Origin of the sequence: Ruegeria profundi (genome assembly GCF_049800715.1) — a bacterium.
In the GTDB taxonomy this organism is placed as follows: Bacteria; Pseudomonadota; Alphaproteobacteria; order Rhodobacterales; family Rhodobacteraceae; genus Ruegeria; species Ruegeria profundi_A.
Genome location: NZ_JBNAFO010000007.1, coordinates 46,110 through 69,351, shown reverse-complemented (window position 1 = coordinate 69,351; position 23,242 = coordinate 46,110). Strand labels below are relative to the sequence as shown.

Annotated in this window: 20 protein-coding genes; 11 read left to right on the top strand and 9 right to left on the bottom strand. The window is 58.4% G+C overall.

The window, feature by feature from the left end; all coding sequences use genetic code 11:
• Window positions 1-3: 3 nt before the first annotated feature.
• A complete protein-coding gene (locus tag ACP15L_RS12835) occupies window positions 4-1,935 on the top strand; it encodes a caspase family protein (protein ID WP_425084463.1) in 1,932 nt (643 codons plus the stop codon).
• 2 nt (window positions 1,936-1,937) lie between these two features.
• Here ACP15L_RS12835 and ACP15L_RS12830 read toward each other — a convergent pair whose 3' ends face one another.
• On the bottom strand, window positions 1,938-2,993 hold the full coding sequence (locus tag ACP15L_RS12830) for an OmpA family protein (RefSeq protein WP_425084462.1): 1,056 nt from the start codon (window positions 2,991-2,993) through the stop codon (window positions 1,938-1,940).
• A gap of 121 nt (window positions 2,994-3,114) precedes the next feature.
• On the opposite strand from ACP15L_RS12830, the gene ACP15L_RS12825 reads away from it, so the two are divergent.
• The gene (locus ACP15L_RS12825) at window positions 3,115-4,620 is read left to right on the top strand and encodes a caspase family protein (RefSeq protein ID WP_425084461.1); all 1,506 of its coding nucleotides are present in this window, start codon (window positions 3,115-3,117) and stop codon (window positions 4,618-4,620) included.
• A gap of 139 nt (window positions 4,621-4,759) precedes the next feature.
• A complete protein-coding gene (locus ACP15L_RS12820) occupies window positions 4,760-5,839 on the top strand; it encodes a helix-turn-helix domain-containing protein (RefSeq protein ID WP_425084460.1) in 1,080 nt (359 codons plus the stop codon).
• Here ACP15L_RS12820 and ACP15L_RS12815 read toward each other — a convergent pair.
• Window positions 5,812-6,702, bottom strand: coding sequence for a LysR family transcriptional regulator (locus tag ACP15L_RS12815; protein ID WP_425084459.1), 891 nt, complete (start codon window positions 6,700-6,702; stop codon window positions 5,812-5,814). The two genes, ACP15L_RS12820 and ACP15L_RS12815, sit on opposite strands and share 28 nt — an antisense overlap.
• A gap of 103 nt (window positions 6,703-6,805) precedes the next feature.
• Here ACP15L_RS12815 and ACP15L_RS12810 point away from each other — a divergent pair, with 103 nt between their 5' ends.
• Window positions 6,806-7,666, top strand: a complete 861-nt coding sequence (locus tag ACP15L_RS12810; RefSeq protein WP_425084458.1) for a phytanoyl-CoA dioxygenase family protein — start codon at window positions 6,806-6,808, stop codon at window positions 7,664-7,666.
• A gap of 9 nt (window positions 7,667-7,675) precedes the next feature.
• Here ACP15L_RS12810 and ACP15L_RS12805 read toward each other — a convergent pair whose 3' ends face one another.
• The gene (locus ACP15L_RS12805; protein WP_425084457.1) at window positions 7,676-8,980 is read right to left on the bottom strand and encodes a UDP-glucose dehydrogenase family protein; all 1,305 of its coding nucleotides are present in this window, start codon (window positions 8,978-8,980) and stop codon (window positions 7,676-7,678) included.
• 158 nt (window positions 8,981-9,138) lie between these two features.
• Here ACP15L_RS12805 and gmd point away from each other — a divergent pair, with 158 nt between their 5' ends.
• Both gmd and fcl read left to right on the top strand, forming a co-directional pair.
• Window positions 9,139-10,263, top strand: a complete 1,125-nt coding sequence (gmd, locus tag ACP15L_RS12800) for a GDP-mannose 4,6-dehydratase (protein WP_425084456.1) — start codon at window positions 9,139-9,141, stop codon at window positions 10,261-10,263.
• Window positions 10,264-10,274: 11 nt separating this feature from the next.
• On the top strand, window positions 10,275-11,252 hold the full coding sequence (fcl, locus tag ACP15L_RS12795; protein WP_425084455.1) for a GDP-L-fucose synthase: 978 nt from the start codon (window positions 10,275-10,277) through the stop codon (window positions 11,250-11,252).
• A gap of 32 nt (window positions 11,253-11,284) precedes the next feature.
• Here the strand turns inward: fcl and ACP15L_RS12790 are convergent, their stop codons facing one another.
• The 4 genes from ACP15L_RS12790 to ACP15L_RS12775 all read right to left on the bottom strand — a co-directional run bounded on the left by ACP15L_RS12790 (window position 11,285) and on the right by ACP15L_RS12775 (window position 16,510).
• Entirely contained in the window at window positions 11,285-12,355 is a 1,071-nt protein-coding gene (locus ACP15L_RS12790; protein ID WP_425084454.1) for a DUF2793 domain-containing protein, read from the bottom strand.
• 150 nt (window positions 12,356-12,505) lie between these two features.
• Window positions 12,506-13,936: a mannose-1-phosphate guanylyltransferase/mannose-6-phosphate isomerase gene (locus ACP15L_RS12785; RefSeq protein ID WP_425084453.1), complete on the bottom strand. Its 1,431-nt coding sequence runs from the start codon at window positions 13,934-13,936 to the stop codon at window positions 12,506-12,508.
• Between the two features lie 40 nt (window positions 13,937-13,976).
• The gene (gene galU, locus ACP15L_RS12780) at window positions 13,977-14,870 is read right to left on the bottom strand and encodes a UTP--glucose-1-phosphate uridylyltransferase GalU (RefSeq protein WP_425084452.1); all 894 of its coding nucleotides are present in this window, start codon (window positions 14,868-14,870) and stop codon (window positions 13,977-13,979) included.
• 404 nt (window positions 14,871-15,274) lie between these two features.
• Window positions 15,275-16,510: a lytic murein transglycosylase gene (locus ACP15L_RS12775; protein WP_425084451.1), complete on the bottom strand. Its 1,236-nt coding sequence runs from the start codon at window positions 16,508-16,510 to the stop codon at window positions 15,275-15,277.
• A 152-nt stretch (window positions 16,511-16,662) separates the two neighbouring features.
• Between ACP15L_RS12775 and ACP15L_RS12770 the strand changes: the two genes are divergently transcribed.
• Genes ACP15L_RS12770 through ACP15L_RS12755 form a run of 4 tightly spaced genes read left to right on the top strand, consistent with a single transcriptional unit; the run spans window position 16,663 to window position 20,657 of the window.
• Window positions 16,663-17,625, top strand: a complete 963-nt coding sequence (locus tag ACP15L_RS12770; protein ID WP_425084450.1) for a cytochrome ubiquinol oxidase subunit II — start codon at window positions 16,663-16,665, stop codon at window positions 17,623-17,625.
• Window positions 17,622-19,709 (top strand): cbb3-type cytochrome c oxidase subunit I, encoded by a 2,088-nt coding sequence (locus ACP15L_RS12765; RefSeq protein ID WP_425084449.1) that lies wholly within the window; start codon window positions 17,622-17,624, stop codon window positions 19,707-19,709. The genes ACP15L_RS12770 and ACP15L_RS12765 overlap by 4 nt, the downstream gene beginning before the upstream one ends.
• Window positions 19,706-20,338: a cytochrome c oxidase subunit 3 gene (locus tag ACP15L_RS12760; RefSeq protein ID WP_170659089.1), complete on the top strand. Its 633-nt coding sequence runs from the start codon at window positions 19,706-19,708 to the stop codon at window positions 20,336-20,338. Before ACP15L_RS12765 ends, ACP15L_RS12760 begins: the two co-directional genes overlap by 4 nt.
• Complete coding sequence (locus ACP15L_RS12755; protein WP_419741360.1) at window positions 20,331-20,657, top strand: cytochrome o ubiquinol oxidase subunit IV; 327 nt, start codon at window positions 20,331-20,333, stop codon at window positions 20,655-20,657. Before ACP15L_RS12760 ends, ACP15L_RS12755 begins: the two co-directional genes overlap by 8 nt.
• 8 nt (window positions 20,658-20,665) lie before the next feature.
• Here ACP15L_RS12755 and ACP15L_RS12750 read toward each other — a convergent pair whose 3' ends face one another.
• A complete protein-coding gene (locus ACP15L_RS12750; RefSeq protein WP_425084448.1) occupies window positions 20,666-21,028 on the bottom strand; it encodes a fluoride efflux transporter FluC in 363 nt (120 codons plus the stop codon).
• Window positions 21,025-21,438 (bottom strand): fluoride efflux transporter FluC, encoded by a 414-nt coding sequence (locus tag ACP15L_RS12745; RefSeq protein WP_425084447.1) that lies wholly within the window; start codon window positions 21,436-21,438, stop codon window positions 21,025-21,027. The genes ACP15L_RS12750 and ACP15L_RS12745 overlap by 4 nt, the downstream gene beginning before the upstream one ends.
• Window positions 21,439-21,659: 221 nt before the next feature.
• On the opposite strand from ACP15L_RS12745, the gene ACP15L_RS12740 reads away from it, so the two are divergent.
• A complete protein-coding gene (locus tag ACP15L_RS12740; RefSeq protein ID WP_425084446.1) occupies window positions 21,660-23,240 on the top strand; it encodes an FMN-binding glutamate synthase family protein in 1,581 nt (526 codons plus the stop codon).
• Window positions 23,241-23,242 lie beyond the last annotated feature (2 nt).

Below are 23,242 nucleotides of genomic sequence, written 5' to 3'. Positions count from 1 at the left end.
CCCATGTTCCTGATCCGTCTCTGCGCGGCCATGCTATTGACCCTGTTCAGCGCTTTCGCGGCGCTGGCCGACAAACGCGTGGCGCTGATCATCGGGAACTCGGATTACCAGTCGGTCGGGGCGCTCGACAATCCGATCAACGATGCCTCGGATCTGGCCATCGCGCTTGAGGGGCTGGGGTTCGACGTGTTTCTCGGCACCGATCTGACTCGGGATGAGATGCTGTCTCTGGCTGAATCCTATGGCGCGACGGCTGCCGATTCCGATGTCTCGCTGCTGTTTTATGCAGGGCACGGGTTTCAGGTGGACGGGCGTAATTACTTGGTTCCGGTTGATGCCAACCTGACCAGTGCCGCGGATATTCCGGAACAGACAGTTGCGATGGAGGAATTCGTCTCGCGGATGGAACGGTCCGACGGTATTCGTCTGGTGTTTCTGGACGCCTGCCGCGACAACCCGTTCGAAGACGGTGTACTGAGCGTTGACGAAGGTTTGGCCCGTGTCGGCAGCGCGGCGGATTTTCTGTTCGCCTACGCCACGCAGCCCGACAACGTGGCCTTCGACGGTACCGGGCGGAACAGTTTTTTCACCGAAGCGCTGCTGAGCCATATTTACACGCCGGGTCAGGATATCTCGGACCTGCTGATCTCGGTCCGCAAGGATGTTCTGGCGGCGACTGGGGGGCGGCAGATCCCGTGGGACAATTCCTCGCTGACGCGGCAATTCCGGTTTGACAACAGCCCGGTGACAGCATCCGAAGAGACATTGTTGTGGCAGGTGGCGGCCAATGCGCAGGATGCCTCTCTGATGCAGCTCTATATCGACCGCTACCCACAGGGCGCGCATGCCACTGAGGTTTTTGCGTTTCTGGATGAGGCTGGGCAGGGCGGCACCCAGACCCGCGCGCTGAGCGTCGAAGACCAGGACGAACAGGCCGAGCGTCTTTGGAAACTGGCTCAACGCAGCCGGATGCGGCCTCTGCTGGAGTTCTACCTTGAGCAATACCCCGATGGCAGCCATGCCGCGCAGGCGCAGCGGCTGATCGCCTCGATCCCGCGGCCCGAGGACAGCACGCCGGGCGGCATTTGTGAGCGGCTCGCGACCCATCCTCGCGACCGGACGGCCAGTATCACCGGCGTTCCGTTCAGCCGGTTGCAGGAAAACGCGCTGACGGCCATTCAGGCGTGCAGCGCGGCGGCGGCCCAGTCGCCGGATCTGTCGCACTACGTGGCGCTGCTGGCACGGGCGACGATTGCTGCGGGGGATGTGGAGCGTGCCGTGACCCTCTACAAACAGGCCGCTGCCGAAGGGGATTTGCGGGCGATGGTTTCCTTGGCGCAACTGCATGAAAGCGGCACCGGCGTCCCTCAGGACATGGGCACAGCGCTGGACCTGTACGAGCGCGCGGCGGCAGGGGGCAGCGCCGATGCCATGATCAACCTCGCCGTTACACTGTTTGAAGGCCAGATCGTTCCCAAAGATGACGCGCGCGCTGTCGCGCTTTTACAGCAGGCCGCCGAAGGTGGGTCGGCCAAGGCGACCTTCAATCTTGGAGTGCTGGCTCAAGATGGTGCCGCTGGCGAGCCCGAGCAAGCATTGGGCTACTTCCAGAAAGCTGCGCGTGATGGCGAGTATCAGGGCTATCTGGCGGCGGCGATCCTACTGGACGAAGGGCGCGGCGTGCCTCGTGACCCGCTCGAGGCCGCGCGGATGCTTCTGCGTGGAGCTGCCGAGGATAACGGAGCGATCCTGGATCAGCTATCCCTCGCCTCAGACCAATGGTCGCGCGACACCCTGATGGAGGTTCAACGGCTGTTGCAAAAGGCAGGCTATTACAACAGCACCATCGACGGTGTGCCAGGGCCGAATTTCATATCGGCCCTGAGGCAATGGCGCAGTGGTGGCTTCGACCCGATCATTCTGGCTGAAAACTGAGTCTAGTTTACCGGCACAAACTCAATCCGCCGATTGCGGCGCTTGCCATCTGCGGTGTCATTCGACACAACCGGGCGGCTTTCACCATAACCAACCGTCAATAGACGTTCGGGCGCGATCCCCTGATCGACCAGATAGGTGTTGACCGCCTGCGCACGACGTTCGCTGAGAACACGGTTGGCCTCATCCGAGCCATCGCTGTCCGTGTGCCCGCCGATCTCGATCTTCAGGTCCGGGCAACGGTCGACAATGTCATGCAGATTGCTCAGCAGTGGAATCGAGTCATTGGTCAGCCGCGCACTGCCCGAGTTGAAGTAGATATTGCCGGTGCGCGACAGGATCTCCATCCGACCTTCACAGGCCTCACGATCCAGATCACCCTTGGTCTCCAGCGCAGCAGCCCCTGGTGTGGCCGAGGCGACCTCAAGCTGAGGCGGCGTGCCGGGTTGGGCGCGGTCGAATACGAACCCGAAGCTGACAAAACCGAAGGGCAGAATATCAACACCGGCGGCCTCTTCGAGCTTGCCGCGCCCTTCCTCAAGGTTGAAGTCAGGCAGGGCAATCGCAATCGGCGTCGTATTGGCCACAGCCACCCGGTCATTGTCGACCAGAGTGATGGCCACCTGCGCCACGCTGTCTTTTTTCACCCCATGAAGGGATAGGCTATAGGGCAGGTCGATGATCTTGTGCCGGGTCTGGTGCAGATCCACCAGCTGTTCGGGCGGCAATTGGGCGGTGATCACAGCCTCGGGGAAGTTAAAGGTCTCGAAAAACAGGAACCGCATGCGCACGTTGCGCAGGTCAATCTTGGTATCAACGCTGTCCATCTGAACCCGGATATCGGCGCCACCTTCGGGGCTAATCACGCCCGTCAGGGTTGCAAATCCGCTGTTTTCGGCAATCGCGTTCTTTTTGACCGAAAGAAACTGCAGTTCTGAGGCCTCGGCGTCCAATTTCCAGCCATGCTCAAAAGGATCGGCGCTTTGACCCCACGCCGTGTTTGCAAATACCAGTGCCATCATCGCAAAAGCACTTTGCACCAAGTTTAAACGCGGCATGTGTGAACCTCTTCCTAGTCTTGATACTTTAATTGGGATATTTCAGGCCACGGCCATAAGAAAGCCAAAAAACAATATCAGAGTACTTCCGGGCTGAGTGGTGCCCAAGGGGTCACGGACCATGAGACCAGAAAAAGGCAAAGAACCAAAGGTGCAACGCGTACTTAGAACCCTGTTTGCGATGATCGCTATGCTCTGGGCCGGTTCGGCTTGGGCCGAGCCGCGAATCGCGCTGGTGGTTGGAAACTCCGACTACGGTTCGGTCTCGGCCCTAGACAATCCAATCAACGATGCGCGGCTGATGGCGGAGAAGCTCACCGCGCTCGGGTTCGAGGTGCGGCATCTGTCCGACAGCACCCAGATCGAGATGAAGCGCGCCATTGCCCAGTTTGGGCGTGACCTGCGCAAGGGCGGCGAAACGGCCGTGGGCCTGTTTTACTATGCGGGTCACGGGGTGCAGTCTTTCGGTTCGAACTACCTGTTGCCTGTGGATGTGTCGCTGTCTGATCCGGCCGATCTGGACCTGATGGCGGTTGAGGCACGTTCGGTCCTGCATCAGATGGCCTCGGCCAACAACAAAACGAATATCGTCATTCTGGACGCCTGCCGGAACAACCCGTTCGAGGATCTGGCAGATATGGATGACAATGGTCTGGCCGAGATGAAAGCCCCGACCGGTACTTTTCTCGCCTATGCCACCGATCCCGGCGGTGTTGCGCTGGACGGCGAAACCGGCAACAGCCCGTTCACGTTGAGCCTTGCGCAGCATATCGACACGCCCGGCATGGCGATCGAGCAATTGTTCAAGAAGGTGCGCGTTGATGTTCTCGGCGAAACGCGGGGGCTGCAAACGCCTTGGGATACCTCGTCCTTGACGCAGGATTTCGCCTTTGCACGCGCGAATGAAACACTGATCGCGAAACCGGAGCAAACCGAGGAAGAACAGTGGCAGGAGGCCGTGAACAGCCGTGACCCGGTGAAGATAATGCTGTTTCAGCGGGCCTATCCAGACAGTGTTCATGCATCGCAGGCCAATGATCTGCTGCAGACGATTTTGGCCGAGTCCTTTGGAACTCTGCCCACGCCTACGCCAACGCAAGAAGCTCCGGAAGCGACCGAGACGGACCGTTTGATGTATGAACTGGCGCAGGTGGACGATTCGATCCATTCCTACGAAGTCTATCTGCACAGCTTTCCCAGCGGCGCATTTGCCGATCAGGCGGTCGAGCGTCTGGCGGCCCTTCAGTTGGAAAGCGAGACTGTGACGCGCAAAGCAGAACCCAATGTCGAAGCGCCAGAGGCGCAGAATTCGGGCAGTATCGACGCCGGAGCAGCGGTCACCATGAAATCCATCCTGACGTTCGGCAACACCCATGTCCGGGGCAAGTCGATCGAGGAGCTGGTCGTAGGCTCGCCTCAGTTCCCGCCGATTGACGGGCTGCCGGATGAGTTGTGGAAAAATCAGAACTGCTCGAATTGCCACCAGTGGACGCATGAGGCTCTGTGCGATCAGGCTCAGACCTATGTCAAACGTCCAGCGGCAGGCAATGTGGCCAAGCAGCATCCGTTTGGCGGTGGGTTGAAGGTCAATCTGCGCCGGTGGGCGATGGGCGGTTGTCAGGGATAACTCTGCCTTAAGGTTTAGATCAGCGACCGGGCTTGGTTGCGCGCCAATTTGGTCGAATCTTCCAATGCAAGTCGGGAAAGCTGGTGATCCAAATGGAAACCCCCTTGTGAGTGGTCGGAAATAGCCGAAGAATGCGGGTATGAAACCCAAACCTGTCACATCCGACCCCGATGATGAGGCCGAAGACCTCGGGCCGCGCAGCATCTATGATGGTGATACCGAGGATGAGGATGATCTGTGGTTTCTCCCGCCCGAGGAAGACGCGCCACAGGATGACTTCCTGACCCCTGGCCCTCGGGCAGATCAGCGGCAGTTGTTCGATCCCAGAGAGTGGCAAGCCGCGCAATCCGAGCTATCGTCTGAGCTCGCCGATCTGGCGGTAACCTTTGGCGCGCTGGATGAGCGACTGCGGGCGGGGCCCGAAGGGTGGACCCATCGTCTGGCCTTGATGGATGTTTCCGATCTGGGCTGGTGGACGGGTGACCGGATCAGTGTCGAACGCTTGGCGCTTTGGACAAGTCTGCGGATCGGCGCGACCGGCGATGACGTGCAGTCCCTGTATCGGGCAGGTTGGGCGGTGCGCCGCCTGTCATCGGGCGCGGCCCCTTCCCATGACGGATGGGAGGCTGGTTTGACCGCCTTTCTGGACCGGATGGCGCAAGGGATCGAAGAGGTGCCGGAGGCTATTGCAGACCTGTCGGACGTGATGCGCAGCGTCGAGGCGCTGCACTCCGTCACTCAGGCCGCGATCGCCTTTCATGCATGGCGGGCCGTGTCGCAAGGACCCGGTCAGGATACGGAAGCAGCTGTCATAGCAGCGCGGCATGCGGCCTCGATGGGGCGGGGCGGGGCGCTTTTCATGCCGTTAGCCCTCTCCGGGCCGGGCGCGCTGCGTGGTGTCGGGTCGCCGGAGGAAAAACTGGCCGCCTGGATTGGCGGGGCAGGGCAGGCGGCCCTCGCAGCCTTGTTGCATCTGGACCGGATCAACGCGTGGGAGGCGCGGGCGAAAGAGGCAACAACCGACCTCAGCGGTCGAACGCCGCCTTTGCTGATCGACGCTTTGCGAGCCTGGCCCATGGTTTCGGCCCCTCTTGCCGAGGAACTGACCCAGGCCTCGCGCGCTGCAGTACAGCGCAACATTGACCGCTTTACCCGCCGCGGTTTGGTCCGCGAAGTCACAGGTCAGGGGCGTTACCGCGTTTGGACGGCAGCGCTGTAGTCCAGCAGCCAGTCGCGAAATAGGCGGGCCGGCCGGCGCAAATCTGTACGAGAGGGATAAATCAGGTGGTAGGCCTCTTGCCCGCTGACCTGCAGGTCGGGCAGGCAGGACACCAGTCCTGAACCCTCCATAATACGGTCGGATGCGGGCGCGCGGGCCAGTGCGATCCCAAGCCCGCTGGCGGACAGCTCGGCCGCCATGATCGAGTTGTCGGCAAAGAAGAACCGGGCCTGCCCCGTCGGCAGACGCAGCGCTTCGAACCAGTAGAGCCAGCTGGCACGGTGGGTCGATACTTCGATCAGGGTGAATTGCAGCAGGTCCTGCGGTGTGTGGATCTGGGCGGCAATCTCGGGCGGGGCGACGGGAAACAGAACCTCGCGGAGCAGTTCATCTCCTTCAGTGCCAAACAGCCCCGGATTGCCAAACACGATCTGTAGATCGGTGAACTGGTTGGTGAAATCCGAATTCGCATTGCCGGTGGTCAGCGAAAGATTGATCTGAGGTTGCGCGGCCTGAAACGCGGGAAGGCCTTTGGCCAAGACGCCATGGGCAAACAACAAAACCGACTGAACGTATAACCTCTGTTCCCGCGTCTCCCCGAACAACCCGGTGGTGGCCGTTTCCAGCATCAGAAGGGATTGCTGAACTGAGGGCAGATAGGCTCGCCCCGCTTCTGTTAGCGTGACGGCATGGGCATGGCGGTGAAACAGAGGTGTGCCCAGTCGGGTCTCAAGCGCCTTGACCTGTTGGCTGACGGCGGCTGGTGACATGTTCAACTGCGATGCTGCGCGGGAAAAGCTCTCTGTACGGGCGGCTGCTTCGAACACGCGTAGCCAGTTGAGGGATGGGATGCGGGGCAACATGTAGCGCAGGCTAAGCTAGACTTATTCTGACAGGCAAGAGGTTTGGTTTTGACCTGTCTCTCCTCGCGGATACCCTTTGCGCATAGAGCGAATAGGTTACCCCATGGCGACGACGTTAACGCAGCAACAATCCGACCAGTATTGGGAGGATGGTTATCTCTTTCCCCTCTCCGTCTTTTCCGAAGCTGAGGCTGCTGGTTTCCGGACCGAGTTGGAACAGATTGAGAGCGACTGGCTGGATGCGGATCTGCCCTTGCCTTTGAACACCTATAAGCGGGTCAATGCGCATCTGGTCATGCCACTGGCGACGCGCATCGCGCAGGATCCCCGCGTTCTGGATGTGGTTGAGGGCGTTCTGGGCCCTGATATCATGATCTGGTCGGCCGAGTTTTTCATCAAAGAGGCCAACACCGTGCAAACGGTTGGTATGCATCAGGACCTAACCTATTGGGGCATGGGGGAAACACCGGATCAGGTCACAGCCTGGATTGCTCTGTCCCCGGCGACGGTAAGTAGCGGGTGTATGGATTTCGTGCGCGCCAGCCACAAGAACCCGATCTTGCCGCATACCGATACATATTCGGAAACAAACCTGTTGTCCCGCGGGCAAGAGGTGGCTGTCGAGGTTACCGAGACCGACAAGACCCATATCGAACTCGCACCCGGTCAGATGTCGCTGCATCACGGGCTGACGATCCACGGTTCAGGGCCGAACCAGTCCGAGGACCGGCGGATCGGGTTGGCCATCCGCTACCTCAGTCCCGGAGCACAACAACTGGTGGCGGACCGGGACTATGCGCTGCTGGCGAGAGGCTCGGACAAACACAGCAATTTCGTGCCGGTTCAAGCACCTACAGAATTGTTCTCATCCGACGCATTAGCAACGTATGAGCAAGTGCGGCGGGATCAGAGCAAAGCACTGGCCGAAGGGGCAGACGCGTCGGTTCCGCTTTATGCGGGTTGAGACGGGCGGTTAACGCCCGACCCCCACATAGGTTTCAAAACCTGCTTTTTCGACACTGTCCTGAGAGTAGACGTTGCGCAAATCCACCATGCGCGGCGTCTTCATCGCACCGCCAAGTTCGCTTAGGTTCAAGGCGCGAAATTCGTTCCATTCGGTAAGAAGAACAACGACGTCGGCATCTTTGGCCGCTTCGTATGGGTCGTCAAACCAATCCACGCCGGGCAGCAGCGCCTCGCCCTCAGCACGGCCTTGCGGGTCGACCACGCGTACTTTGGCCCCTCCGCCGATCAGGGCCGGAATGATGGTCAGGGACGGGGCATCGCGCATATCGTCGGTGTTGGGTTTGAACGTCACCCCCAGCACGGTCACGGTCTTGCGGTTGAAACTGTCGTCGCAAGCGTCGCGGATCTTGTCGATCATTCGCTTTTTCACACCGTCATTAACGCGGATCACTGTCTCGGTAATCTGCATCGGATGTGCGTGTTCCTGTCCGATCCGAGCCAGAGCGGCGGTATCTTTGGGAAAGCACGATCCACCATAGCCGGGTCCGGCGTGCAGGAATTTATTGCCGATACGACCATCCAGCCCAATCCCGCGCGAAACCTCTTTGACGTCGGCGCCCACCTTTTCGCACAAACCAGCGATCTCGTTGATGAAGGTGATCTTGGTCGCGAGGAACGCGTTGGCGGCGTATTTGATCATCTCGGCGCTTTCCAGATCGGTGGTCAGGATCGGAAAGTCTCGCAGATAAAGCGGGCGGTAGATCTCGGCCATCACCTCGGCAGCGCGGTCGTTTTCCACGCCGACCACGACCCGGTCAGGACGCATGAAATCGTCGATCGCGGCTCCTTCACGCAGGAATTCCGGGTTCGAGGCCACATCGAATTGCGCATTCGGATTTGCGGCAGTGACGACCTGCTGCACCTTGCGGTTTGTGCCAACGGGCACGGTGGATTTTGTCACAATCACTGCATAGTCGGTCAGCGCATTGGCGATCTCTTCGGCTGCAGCCATGACATAGGTTAGATCCGCGTGACCATCCCCACGTCGCGTCGGTGTGCCGACGGCGATGAAAACCGCATCCGCTCCGTCTACGGCGTCTTGCAGGTTGGTCGTAAAACTGAGCCGCCCTGCGGCCACATTCTTGGCCATGAGGGTGTCCAGCCCCGGCTCATAAATCGGAACCTCACCGGCTTGCAGCATCTGGATTTTCTGCTCGGACTTGTCGACGCAGATGACATCATGGCCGAAATCCGAAAAACACACACCAGACACCAAACCCACATAGCCGGTGCCGATCATCGCAATACGCAAGCTCGAATTCCTCTTTTTGTCTCGGCCGAAATGCGCCTGCACAATCAAAGAAATCGTGGTCAGGTGCAATGCCAGATTGTCGCCTTGGGTTGCATTCCATACGCTCTTTATGTTTTTGAGACTTCGAATAGTAGCATTTGTGGAAACGAGGCACAGTAATGACCAAAACGGCATTGATCACCGGCATTACCGGTCAGGACGGATCGTATCTGGCCGAGTTCCTGTTGGAAAAAGGCTATGAGGTGCATGGTATCAAGCGGCGTGCCTCGTCGTTCAACACGCAGCGGATCGACCATATCTACCAAGACCCGCACGAGCCGAACCCCAAGCTGCATCTGCACTATGGCGATCTGAGCGACACGTCCAACTTGACGCGGATTATCCAGCAGGTCCAGCCTGATGAGGTCTACAACCTCGGGGCCCAATCGCATGTGGCAGTCAGCTTCGAATCCCCCGAGTACACGGCGGATGTCGATGCGATTGGTACTTTGCGCTTGCTCGAAGCGATCCGGTTTCTGGGGCTGGAGGAGAAGTGCCGCTTCTATCAGGCCTCAACGTCCGAGCTTTATGGCCTGGTACAGGAAACGCCGCAGCGTGAGACCACGCCGTTCCACCCGCGCTCGCCCTATGCTGTGGCCAAGCTTTATTCCTACTGGATTACCGTGAACTATCGTGAGGCCTACGGGATGTATGCCTGCAACGGCATCCTGTTCAATCACGAAAGCCCGCGCCGGGGCGAGACCTTCGTGACTCGCAAAATCACGCGCGGTTTGGCGAATATCGCGCAGGGCCTCGAAGATTGCCTGCATATGGGCAATATCGACAGCCTGCGAGATTGGGGCCATGCCAAGGATTATGTCCGCATGCAGTGGCTGATGCTGCAGCAGGACGCGCCCGAGGATTTCGTGATCGCCACCGGGGTGCAGTATTCCGTGCGTCAGTTCATCGAATGGTCCGCCGCCGAGCTGGGCGTGACGCTGGAATTCACCGGCGAAGGCGTTGATGAGATTGCAACCGTCAAGGCGGTCGAAGGCGACAACGCTCCGGCGCTGAAGCCCGGAGATGTGGTGATGCGGATCAACCCCCGTTACTTCCGCCCGGCTGAGGTGGAGACCCTGCTGGGAGATCCGTCCAAAGCCAAGCAGAAACTGGGCTGGGTGCCCGAGTTGACGGTACAGGATATGTGCCAAGAGATGGTGCGCGAGGACCTCAAAACAGCGCAGCGCCATGCGTTGCTGAAGCAACACGGCTATGAGATGCCCGTGAGCTTGGAAAACGGCTGAGGACCTGACCCATGCGCAAAATCTACGTAGCAGGGCACCGTGGCATGGTTGGCGGCGCCATACTGCGCAAATTGCAGGATCGGCAGGCCGCAGGCGAGGCCCTGAGCCTCATCACCCGCACGCATTCCGAACTGGATTTGACCGATCAAGCTGCGGTACGCGCCTTCATGCAGGCCGAGAAGCCCGATGTGGTCGTCCTGGCTGCGGCCAAGGTGGGGGGTATTCATGCCAACAATACCTACCCAGCTGATTTTATTTACAAAAACCTGATGATTGAGTGCAACGTGATCCATCAGGCGTTTGAGGCTGGTGTCAAACACCTACTACAACTTGGAAGCTCGTGCATCTACCCGCGTGCGGCGCAACAGCCGATGCGTGAAGACGCTCTATTGACGGGTATTCTTGAACCCACCAACGAACCCTATGCGGTGGCCAAGATCGCTGGGATCAAGCTGTGCGAAAGCTATAACCGGCAGCACGGAGTGGACTATCGCTCGGTCATGCCGACCAACCTCTATGGGCCGGGGGACAATTTCCATCCCGAAAACAGCCATGTGCTGCCCGCCCTGATCCGCCGTTTCCACGAAGCGCAGCGGGACGGTTTGGACGAGGTGGTGATCTGGGGCTCCGGCAAACCCCGTCGTGAATTCCTGCACGTAGATGACATGGCCGAGGCGTCTCTGTTCGTTCTGGACCTGCCGCGTGACGTTTATGAGGCGAACACGCAGCCGATGCTCAGCCATATCAACGTTGGGTGCGGGTCTGACATCTCGATTGCCGAGCTTGCGGCGCTGGTGGCGCAGGTCACGGGCTTCAAGGGGCGGATCACGCAGGATTCCTCAAAACCCGACGGGACCCTGCGCAAGTTGATGGATGTGTCACGTCTGGCGGATATGGGATGGACGGCTTCGATCGAGCTTGAGGACGGTATTCGCGAAACCTACGCCTGGTTTCTTGAACAGTCTGAGGGCGATCTTCGCACGAAATAGAGGCCCTAACCCCAAGGTCCGGGCCAATTACCTCAGAACCAACGCCCAATCGCGGTCAGAGACGGAGCGCGGATTGTTGCATCTGATGTGGTGGAAAGTACCTTGAATACGACCTGGCTGGTCGAAGGTTCGTCGGCCCCCAGGAACCGGCCCGCGCTGCCACCGCTGCCGCTGATCGATGGGACTGCTGCAAAAGCGACCGGGAAAGTCCACGACTCGGTCGTGCTGGCAAATAAAGCGCCGTCACTAGTGGTGCATCCTGTGGCGGTCAGGGTCGCGGTGCAGATCTGAGTGCCATCGGCGAAACGGACATAATCGCCTCTTGCGGTGCTGCCGCGTTCGATCACTGCACCCGTCGGAGCGCCCGCGTTTTCCGACACCGACCCCAGCAGATTGCCGGGTCCGTACCCATAGTCGGCCCGCATCAAGCGTCCATTTGTGGTATCCGTCGGGCTGTTTTGAACGGCGGCGCCGCTGGCGATACCCGTGGCGGGATCAAGCCGCAGGGCGTCTGTCCAACTGCCACCATCCGGTGACACTTTGATCGAGAACCCGGTGCTGCCGGAAAGGCCCATCTCGGCGTGACCTGTCCAGTTGGATTGAAACAGCAGCGTCGCGGTTTCGCCAGAGCCGGACTTGTTGATCTTCAGCTGATGGCCTCCGCCGTCATGGCTCAGCAGCGTTGCGGGGCCGCGAACGGATAGACGGTTGGTGTTGTCATAGCCTGTCGCTACACCGAGACCGGGCAAGTTGGACGTCTCAACCGGAGGGTTAACCCACCCGCTGCCATCCCACAGTTTCACGTGTCCGTCGGCCTGATCCCAGGCGCGCCAGCCTGTCTGCGGGGTCAGGAAGTGCCAAGCGGTATCAATCCAGGCAGCCAAGTCACCTGCATGACCGTCCCAATCTCCGGTCGGGTTCGAGCCCAGCCCATGAATCTCACCCTGTTCCGGGGCGACGGGTGGATTTGTGCTGCTGGTCGACACAACGCTCAGCTGCACCACGAGGTCCAACTGGCGCAGGGCCTCGTTGTGAGTGACATGTTTCTGCGCTTGAGACGGCTGCAAAAACGGCAGGTTCAATCGGGGTGTGGTCTGAGACATTGGCGTCCTCCTTAGGCTGTCGGTCCGACATTTCGTTGCGCGCCACCCTGCCGTAGGACGCATGAAATCTATCTGACCGGAGCGAACGCCCGGAGGTATTCTCGTTTACCTTTTCACCTGAATCTCGTGCAAGAATCTGAATTAAACAGTTTAACTGCGTGAATAGATATCCTCGTAGCGGATGATGTCATCCTCACCCAGATACGTGCCTGTCTGGACCTCGATCAGAACCATGGGCACTTTGCCAGGGTTTTCCATCCGATGGACCGCACCCAGAGGAATGTAGACAGACTGGTTTTCGGAAACCAGACGCTCTTCCTCGTCGATTGTGACCTTGGCGGTGCCTTCCACCACGATCCAGTGTTCGGACCGATGGTGATGCGATTGCAGGCTGAGCGCCGCGCCGGGATGGACGTGGATGCGCTTGACCTGAAACCGGTCCCCGATCACCAGGCTTTCGAACCAGCCCCAAGGGCGGTGATCCACGGGCAGGGATTCGGCTTGCTTCGCACCTTTGGCCTTCAGTGCGGTCACGGCCTTTTTGACGTCCTGTGCCTTGTCCATGCTGGCGACCAGAACCGCGTCGGGCATGGCAACGGCAATCACGTCCTGCAAACCCAGCGCAACAACTTCCTGCGCCGGAGATTCCGAGCGGACCAGCACGTTTTGACAGTCAATCGCCGTGACTTCGCCGGATGTTGCGACGCCATTTGCGTCCGGATGGGTCAGCTCTTGAACCGCGGACCAGCTGCCTACATCCGACCAACCAGCCGCATAGGGCACAACGCTCAGGTTGTTGGCTTTTTCCATCACGGCATAGTCGATCGAGATATCTTCGACCTGAGACCACGCCTCGGCATCCAGTCTGAGGAAGCCAAGGTCACTTTTGGCGTTTTCGACAGCGTTTTTGACAGGACTCATCAGGGCAGGGGCGTGCTGCTCGAACGCGGTGATGATGTCGCGAACGGCGAACAGGAAGATGCCCGAGTTCCACAGATAGCTGCCATCGGCCAGCATGGATTCGGCTGTTTCAAGGTCGGGTTTTTCAACGAACCGATCTAGAGAGACCGCGCGGATTTCGGGCGTTTGGCTCAGTTTCAGGTAGCCATAGCCGGTTTCCGGCCGATCCGGGGTGATACCGAAGGTCAGCAGATCACCACGCTCGGCAATCGCACTTAAACCTTCGGTGACGGCGTCGTGAAATGCGTTGGAATCGGGCACCACGTGGTCAGATGGGGCGACCAATATAACCGCATCCGGGTCGATTTCATTCAGGAACAAGGCTGCGGCCAGAACGGCGGGCGCGGTGTTGCGTCCTTCGGGTTCGATCAGAACCGGGCCGGGGTCTATGCCGATCTCAGTCAATTGCTCCGGCACGACGAACCGAAACGCCTCATTCGTAAGGACTACAGGTTTGGCGTAAGGCGCAGCTTCAGGCCCACGCATTCTGAGGGCGCAATCCTGCAACAGGCTGTTTTCGCCCAACAAGGGGACGAACTGCTTGGGATAGCTTTTCCGCGAGAGCGGCCACAAACGGGTTCCAGACCCCCCGCACAGAATTACTGGGTATACGGTTGTCATGATCGCGCAGCGTCTTTCATTTGTGTGTCTTATCGCCCGCTTATTGGGCAGCTTTCTCTGCCGAGACAAGGTCGTGCAGATACGCGCTCAGGTCATCGCGCAGATCGTCACGGGCCAAGGCAAATGCGACCGTTGCCTGCAGGAACCCAGCTTTCGATCCGCAATCGAAGCGTTGGCCGTCAAATTTGTAGCCAAAGACAGGAACACCGTTGCGGATATCTTCGGCGATGGCGTCGGTCAGCTGGATCTCTCCGCCGCTGCCCTTTTTCTTTTGGTTCAAATTGTACAGAACCGACGGCCCAAGCACATAGCGTCCGATGACTGCGAGGTTTGAGGGCGCATCCGCGGGCTTGGGTTTTTCGACCATGCCGCGCGTGCGTACGACCGTGCCCACATTGTCGCCCACATCCAGCACCCCGTAAGCGCTGGTCTGTTCGGGCGGAACCTCCATCGCGGCAACCATATTGCCGCCGGTTTCTTCATAAGCTTCGATCATCTGCTGCAAACAGGGTTTGTCGGCGGCGATGACGTCATCGGGCAGCATGACGGCGAAGGGCTCATCACCGATCAGGCGGCGCGCGCACCAGACCGCGTGACCAAGCCCAAGCGCCTTGTGCTGGCGGATATAGGCGATGGCACCGCTTTCCATATTCGTCGCATTGAGCGCCTCCAGCAGCTTGTCTTTGCCTTTGGCTTTCAGCTCTTGTTCCAGAACGAGGTTATGGTCGAAATAGTCCTCAAGCGCGGATTTCCCGCGGGACGTGACAAATATAAATTCTGTGATCCCAGCGGCGCGGGCTTCGTCGATGGCGTACTGGACCAGCGGGCGGTCAACCAGCGTCATGATCTCTTTCGGGACGGATTTCGTCGCGGGCAAAAAGCGTGTTCCAAGTCCTGCTACGGGGAAAATCGCCTTGGTGACCTTGCGTGTCATAGTGCCTCTCAATCTAGTTGCCCCTCGTGGTCGAAACCAATCGGGTTGTTCCTCTTAGGCTTTGGGGCCAGATCATTCAATATTACCCGAAGGGCCTGAGCTTAAATCGGTCAGATCGTGCCATGGCGCGAACAGCAAGTCAAAAGACAGTTATGTTGCCAGTTTCTGGTTTCTTGGGCTGGCATCTCAAGGCGCGAGGTCGCTTCGTTGAAGCGCTCCAGTATCGCGTTCTTGGCGATGTATCCATAACGGGTTGATTCTAAACAGCCGCGCCAAGCCTGTGCGATACGTCCGGACAATGGAAAGACCGTGCATCAAGCCAATTTGGGCAAACCTGTCAATTGACCTTAAAAAAGCAACGATAGTGAAGAACAATAAACATTGTTGACTTAGGCTGGGGACGGTTACTGCCCAAGTTCAGAGACAAGCGCATTGTCAGGGAAACACGTCTCGGCCCGACCTTGCGTTTTCTGCCAGCGCCCGATTGAGCGCCGCGTTTTGAAACCTGGCAGCCCATCTGCACCGCCGACATCATGGCCAAGGCGTTCCAACCCTCTTTGCATCGCTGCAATTTCTGATCGGTATAGCGGGTCAACGCGACCCCAGCGCGCCGTGAAGTCTCCGACACCGAATGCAATCCGATCCCCGACATGACCCACGAACAGAGCGTATAGATCGCTCTTGTTGTATTCCTTCAGGACATAGAAATTCTCGGTCACCAAAAACGCCGGCCCGGTTCGACCTGCGGGCATCATTAGGAACCCTTGGGCAGGCAGTTCATGCGCTGGAAATGGACGGCCCGAAGCGCGCGTGATCCCCATCAAGGTCCATTCCTCGATCTTGCGACCCTGATCAGGACCCTCCAGTGCACAGCTGACTGTATCAGGCAAGACAACCTCAAAACCCCAATCACGGCCCGAAATCCAGCCATGCTGCGACAAGTAGTTGGCGATCGAGGCGATCGTGTCCTCTTCGGATTGCCAGATATCTGCGCTGGCATCGCCGTCTCCGTCCACGGCGTAGGTCAGGAAGCTTGAAGGCATGAACTGAGGCTGCCCCAGCGCACCGGCCCAACTGCTTTTCATCTCGCGGCCGTTCAAATGCCCTGCTTCTGCGATTTGCAAGGCGGCCAGCAACTCGGCCGTGAAATACTGCGAGCGGGTGCTCATGAATCCCTTTGTCGCTAGGACCTGAAACGCGTTGTGAGGGATCGCAACTTGGCCATAGCCGCTTTCACGTCCCCAGATGGCGAGGATAATGTGGGCTGGAATGCCGGTTTCGGCCTCGACACGGGTAAGCACAGCGGCGTGCCGTTTGGCCATTTTGTGCCCCTGAGCAGTCGCGCCCTGCAAAGAGCCTGCTTTGAAATAGCGCTCCGGTGCTCCGAATTCGGCCTGGGATTGTGACTTTGATGACTGCGGAGGACTGCCCGGCGGCACCAGATCGGGAAGATCCCATTTCAATGTCACGCCGGACAGCGCTCGTGTCATGGTCTGGCGCGAAACGCCTTTAGCACGGGCTTGCGGCCACACCGTTTCCTGCAACCAGTTTTGAAACTGACGCTCAACCTTGGCGCGATCTTGGGCGTTGACCGCCAAGGGCTGGATGGCAAGGCAAAAAATCAAAACGAGAATACGCATCGTAGCCAAGCTGTGTCCCGACGATGCCTGCAAGTCAACCGAAACCAGAGCACCATTGGTGCCAGCTTGAAGGCTTCGATCAAAAGCCTTGAGAAATCTCTTGCCTTTGTCGATAGTTGCACTGAAACGGATGCGAAAGAGGACAGTCGCCTATGACCAAGGTCAGAACGGCCCTCATATCGGCGGCAATGCTGATGGCTCTTGTGGTGGTAGTGTCGTCGGCCCGGACCGCAGGCGCCAGTGACAGCTTCATGGACCCTCAGGGGCCGATCGCGGCGGTGCAGAAGGCACATCTTTTGCGGGCAACGTGGTTGATTTTGATCGCTGTTGTGCCTGTTCTTGTTCTGGTTCCGCTTATTGCGCTGCGTTATCGCCGTCGGAAGGGCGGTACAGCTGTTTATAGGCCAGATTGGGACTTCTCGCCCCGGCTCGAGATGGTGATGTGGGGCGTTCCGGTGGTGATCGTCACGATTTTGTCGGTCTACTTGTGGAAAGCGACCCATCGTCTGGACCCTTATGCGGCTCCCTTTGGGGATGAACCTGCCGTTCAGGTTCAGGTCGTGGGCCTCGATTGGAAGTGGTTGTTTATCTATCCCGATCTCGGGATCGCGACCGTGGGTGAGATGGGAATTCCCGTCAAACAGCAAATCGCTCTGACTCTGACGACGGACACGGTAATGCAGTCTTTTATGATCCCTGCCTTGGCCGGGCAGATTTACGCGATGCCGGGCATGACCACTCAGCTGCATTTAGTCGCAGATCAACCCGAACAGATGCAAGGCGAGAATACGCAATATAACGGGCGCGGCTTCACGAAACAGAAGTTCGAAACGCTTGCCCTGTCGGCGGAAGACTTTGACGCTTGGGTCGAAGGCGTGCGCCAGAACGGCATCGTGTTGGATGCGGCGACGTATAGGACCGTCGCCATGCGCTCGGACCGGGATGAGGTGCAACAGGCTCTCGGAACCTCAGATATGCCTGAAAACGCCTTGTATTTCCGCTTGGATGACGGCGATTTGTTTCAGTCGATTCTGCACCGCTATCACTCTGGCCAAGCCTTGCCGCGCGATCAGCAGCCGGGAACAGCCTCATACGGGCAGGGGGTCGGCCAATGACTTCAGAGACCGGTTTCTTCGGCCGCCTCAGTTGGGACGAGTTTCCAATCGCGGGGCTGATCCAAAACCCCAACGCAAATGAGATCGTCGCCAATGCCGCCGCTGCCGTGGTCATAGTCGGAGCGGCTGCCGTTGTCTTTCTGCTGTCCTGGTTTCGGCTGTGGGGGCCGCTGTGGCGCGACTGGCTGACCAGCGCCGACCACAAGAAAATCGGCATCATGTATATCGTCTTTGCCATCGTGATGCTGGCCCGAGGGGTGCTGGAAGGCGTTGTCATGCGCGCCCAGCAGGCCGCGGGGCCCGGCGACGGTTTCCTTGAGGCCGAGCATTTCGCCGAACTCTTCAGTACGCACGGCACGATCATGATTTTCTTTGTCGCTGTGCCCTTTGTCTTTGGCATCGCGAACTACGTCATTCCACTGATGATCGGCGCGCGGGACGTCGCCTTTCCTGTGATGAACCAGATCAGCCTGGGGCTGACGGTCTCGGCGGGCATGATGCTGATGGTTTCTCTCGTGGTCGGAGAGTTCTCGACCGGGGGGTGGACCGCTTATCCGCCCTATACCGGGGCCGCGTTTAACCCGGGTGTGGGGCCGGACTATTGGATCTGGGCTATAGTTGTCTCGGGAATCGGAACGACCCTGACCGGGATCAACTTTGCCGTCACGATCTACAAGCTGCGGGCTCCCGGAATGACCTTCATGCGGCTGCCGATGTATTGTTGGACGATCATCTGTAGCTCGATTCTCATCGTCTTTGCGATGCCGCCGCTCGGGGTCGCGGCCTTGTTGCTGGCCGCTGATCGGTATTTGGATTTTCATTTCTTCACTAACGACCTCGGCGGCAATATGATGAACTATGCCAACCTGTTCTGGCTGTTCGGCCACCCCGAGGTCTACCTGCTCGTCCTGCCAGCATATGGCATCTATTCCGAGGTCTTTGCGACCTTCTCGGCCAAGCGCATCTATGGCTATACCTCGCTGGTGATTGCCACCATGTCGATTGCGGTCCTGTCCTTCACAGTTTGGCTGCATCACTTCTTCACCATGGGCCAAAGCGCGCTGATCAATGCCGTGTTCGGCATTGCGACCATGTTGATTGCCATCCCTACCGGCGTGAAGGTCTATGACTGGATGGCCACCCTCTGGCGGGGGCGTATCCGGTTCTCGGTGCCGATGCTCTATGGACTGGCATTCCTGATGCTGTTTGTCATTGGCGGCCTTAGCGGAGTGATCTTGGCCAACCCAACCGTTGACTATCAGGTCCACAACACCCTGTTTCTCGTGGCGCATTTCCACAATGTTCTGCTGCCCGGCGTGCTGTTTGGCTTGCTCGCGGCCTTTAACTACTGGTTCCCCAAGGCGTTTGGGTTTCGCCTAAATGAAGGGTGGGGCAGGGTGACGGTTGCGCTCTGGACCGTTGGATTCATGCTGACCTTCCTACCGCTTTACTTTGTCGGCCTGATGGGCATGCCACGCCGATCGTTCAGTTGGGAGGATCCGAGCTTTCACCCCTATATGATCGTCGCGGTGGTCGGAGCATTGGTCATCACAGCCGCGTTGCTATCGGTTCTGGTCCAGCTCTGGGTCAGCATCCGCGACCGCGACAAAACCCGCGTTCCTGTGGGCGACCCTTGGGATGGCCGCTCGTTGGAATGGTCGATCCCAGCACCGCCACCGCCCTATAACTTTTTCATCATCCCACAGGTGACCGCGCGGGATGACTTCGCCACCGCTAAAGAGCGGGGCGCGGCCTATCCCACCCCCGACGCCTATGAAGATATCGATATGCCGCGCAATACCGGGATCGGATTCATCCTTTGCGTGACCAGCGGTATCTGGATGTTTGCGCTGGTCTGGTGGATCTGGTGGCTGGCAGCGCTGATGACGGGTGCGATGATCCTTGCCTTTATCATCTGGACCTTCGACACCAGCACCGAAATCACCATCCCCGCCGAGGAGGTCCGCAAGGAACACGAGGCCTGGCTTGCACTGGTTCACAGCGAAACCCCCGTGGATCGCGACCACGAGACGGCGACGGATAACCGAGGCCTTGCCCGACCCGATATGGAGGCGGTGACATGAAACGCGCCCCGACCCATAGCTATCCCGGCATCAACCTCGGTGAACGCCACGCCAGTGCCCACAAAGCGTCCGAAGTTGTTACCTTCGGCTTCTGGGTCTTCCTGATGAGCGATCTGGTCTATTTCGGCCTGATGTTCGCGATCTACATCACGATGATCGACGCGCAGGCGGGTGGTCCCGGCCCGCACGAGCTGTTCGACCTCAAAAGTATCTTCGCGCAAACCATGATCCTTTTGACCAGCAGCCTGACAGTCGGCTTGGCCATGCTGGCTTTGAAATACAACCTGCCAAGGTCAAAGATCATTCTGTGGTTCGGGGTAACGCTGTTCCTGGGCCTCAGCTTCCTTGTGCTGGAGATCCGAGACTTCATGGCAATGGTCGAGAAGGGTGGTATCCCGCAGCGCAGCGGCTTCCTTTCTGCCTTCTACGGGCTGGTGCCGTTGCATGGGCTGCACGTAGCGGCAGGCTGTGTTTGGTTGATTGTTTTAGGCATTCAACTGCGCGTCATGGGCATGACCGATCTGGTCATCTCACGCGTCGTGCGGCTTGCATTGTTCTGGCACTTTCTCGACCTGATCTGGATCGGCATCATCACAATCGTCTATTTCGGAGGTCTGACCTATGGATAAACGCTCCGAGATGCACCGGCGCGAGCGTCGTCGCTATGTCATTGGCTACGGAGGCTCACTGCTTTTGACGCTTGCGATGTTTGGCGTTGCACAGGTGTTCGGCATTGAAACGACCGGAGTGTATTTGACCATCGGTCTGTTGGGTCTGGCGCAGTTGATCTTTCAACTGGTCTATTTCCTGCACATAGATCGTCGTCGCAGCAGCCGCGAGGATCTGGATCTGATCCTGTTCTCGACCCTTGTTCTGTTGATTATCATTCTCGGAACGGTCTGGATCTTGGGCAACCTTGCGGTCCGAATGCACATGCACGCAATGTAGCCGTCACTTCAGCGTGTTATGACGAGACCCAACCACAACGCCCCCCAACACATCACAAGGCTGACGACGATATTGCCTGCGGCCAGAGCCAGTGTCTGCTTGCGTCGCAGCTCGAGCGATTGATAGGCGAAGCTGGAAAACGTGGTGAACCCGCCGCAAAAGCCGAAAACCAGCCGCTTTTCCTCCTCGCCCATGTCGACAGGGCCACCCAAATAGCCCAGCCACAGCCCAAGTAACAGGCTGCCAAGCACGTTCGCTATCAAGGTTGAGAGAGGGAAGTCATGCGTGACCCGCAACGCCACCCAATGTCGAAGCACAGCACCCAAACCACCGCCCAAGCCGAACAGAGCATGCAAGTACAGATCCGTCATGCGGACCCCCGACCTGCATGAAAACGCCGCCCTAGGGCTTCGCCTGCGATGGCGGCACCCAGGCCAATAGCAATTTCCAACCCAGCCGCCGTCACTGCCGCGCCAAGCGTGTTTGCAGCCAACCGTTCAAGTTCTGCCACGAATGAAGAGAACGTGGACAGGCCACCACAAAATCCGACGGCTCCGAGGTGCAAAACATGCGCGTGAACCCGATGGCGAATGGAATATAGCCAGCCGAGGACAAAGCAGGCGAAAATGTTGATCCCGAATGTCGCAGTTAGGATCGACGCGCCCGGGATTTCCATCGAGAAAACTTCTCGGACCACAGACCCCAATGCACCGCCGACAAAGACGGCCAGAAACATCATGACACGGCCTTGTTTGCCTGATTGAGGGATTTGCGTGTTCAAACTACCTGCCCTTTGTGCCGACCTGTCAGGCGTCACGCCCCAAAAACACCAGATCGATCAAACCCGTAACGCGATTTCACAAACGCGTCTCCTTTGATTGCAAACTGTCTGGGGGCTTGCAATCAAAAGCCAAGCTGTTTCACTTTGATTCAGCATTTTCGGTTTTGATCTGAATGGATTTTACGCCGCACTCCAACACGACCCACCCAAGGAGATCAGGAATGGTTGTACGCAGGCTCTACTACTTTCTCAGCTTCGTCTGTTTGCCTCTCGTTCTGCTATTGGGCTTTGTCTGGCACCCGGCGCATTGGCTCCTGATCATTCTGATCCCCTATGCGGTGATCGGAATGTACGACATTCTGACCACCAAGCATAACGTGCTAAACAACTATCCCGTGCTGGGCCATTTCCGGTACATGTTGGAGTTTGTCAGCCCTGAAATCCGTCAGTATTTCGTGGAAACCAACGAAAGCGGTCGTCCCTACAACCGGATCGTACGCAGCCTGATTTACTCCCGCGCCAAAGGTCAGGTCGATACGCAGGCCTTTGGTACCCAATACGATATCACGACCGTAGGCTATCACCGCGCCAATCATTCGCTGGCCCCCAAACACGTGGATGAAAGCGAAGAACGTATCATGTTGGGCGGGCCGCAATGTGAAAAGCCGTATAGCGCGTCGCGTCTGAACGTCTCGGCCATGAGTTTCGGTGCGCTGAGCGCCAACGCCATTCGGGCTTTGAATGGTGGGGCAAAAGATGGCGGTTTCGCCCATAACACGGGCGAGGGCGGGTTGTCTCCGCATCATTTGGCCGAAGGCGGTGACATTATTTGGCAGATTGGAACCGGCTATTTCGGGTGTCGGACCCCCGACGGCGGGTTTGACAAAGACAAGTTCGCAGAAAAGGCCACTAAGGACGTGGTCAAAGCGATCGAGATCAAGCTGTCTCAGGGGGCTAAACCTTCGCATGGCGGGGTACTGCCCGCGGCCAAGGTCGACAAAGAGATTGCTGAGATCCGAGGCGTGCCGGAGCATCAGGACGTCATTTCCCCGCCGGTTCATTCGGCTTTTGACGGCCCGACCGAGCTGCTGGAATTCGTCCAGCATCTGCGCGAGATGTCAGGCGGAAAACCGGTTGGCTTCAAACTGTGCATCGGTAACCCGTCCGAATTCATGGCAATCTGCAAGGCAATGTTGGAGACCGGGATCCTGCCCGATTTCATCACCATTGACGGCTCCGAAGGGGGCACGGGAGCCGCTCCGGTTGAGTTCACGAACCGCCTTGGCATGCCGCTGAATGAGGCGTTGATCTTCGTGAACAACTGCCTGAAGGGCGTGGGCCTGCGCGACAAAATCCGCATCATCTGTTCAGGCAAAGTGGCCACGGGCTATGATCTGGTCGAAAAATTCGCTCTGGGTGCTGATATGTGCAACGCCGCGCGTGCCATGATGTTTGCAGTCGGCTGTATTCAGGCGCTGCATTGCAACACCAACCGCTGCCCATCCGGTGTGGCGACCCAAGACCCGATCCGGGGAAGGGCGGTAAACGTGCCGCAAAAACGAAAGCGAGTACATCGTTACCACGATGCCACCTTGGAGAGCTTTCGCGAACTGCTGGGTGCAATGGGTAAATCAACCGTGGCCGAGCTTCACCCCCGTGACATCTTGCGCCGGACCGCCGACGAGCGGGAGCATTCCTACGCGCAAATGCACACGATCCTAGAAGAGGGAGCGCTACTGTCCGCGGAAATCCCCGCCGAATATGCTGAAGATTGGAACCGCGCGTCAGCCCAGCATTTCTAGGG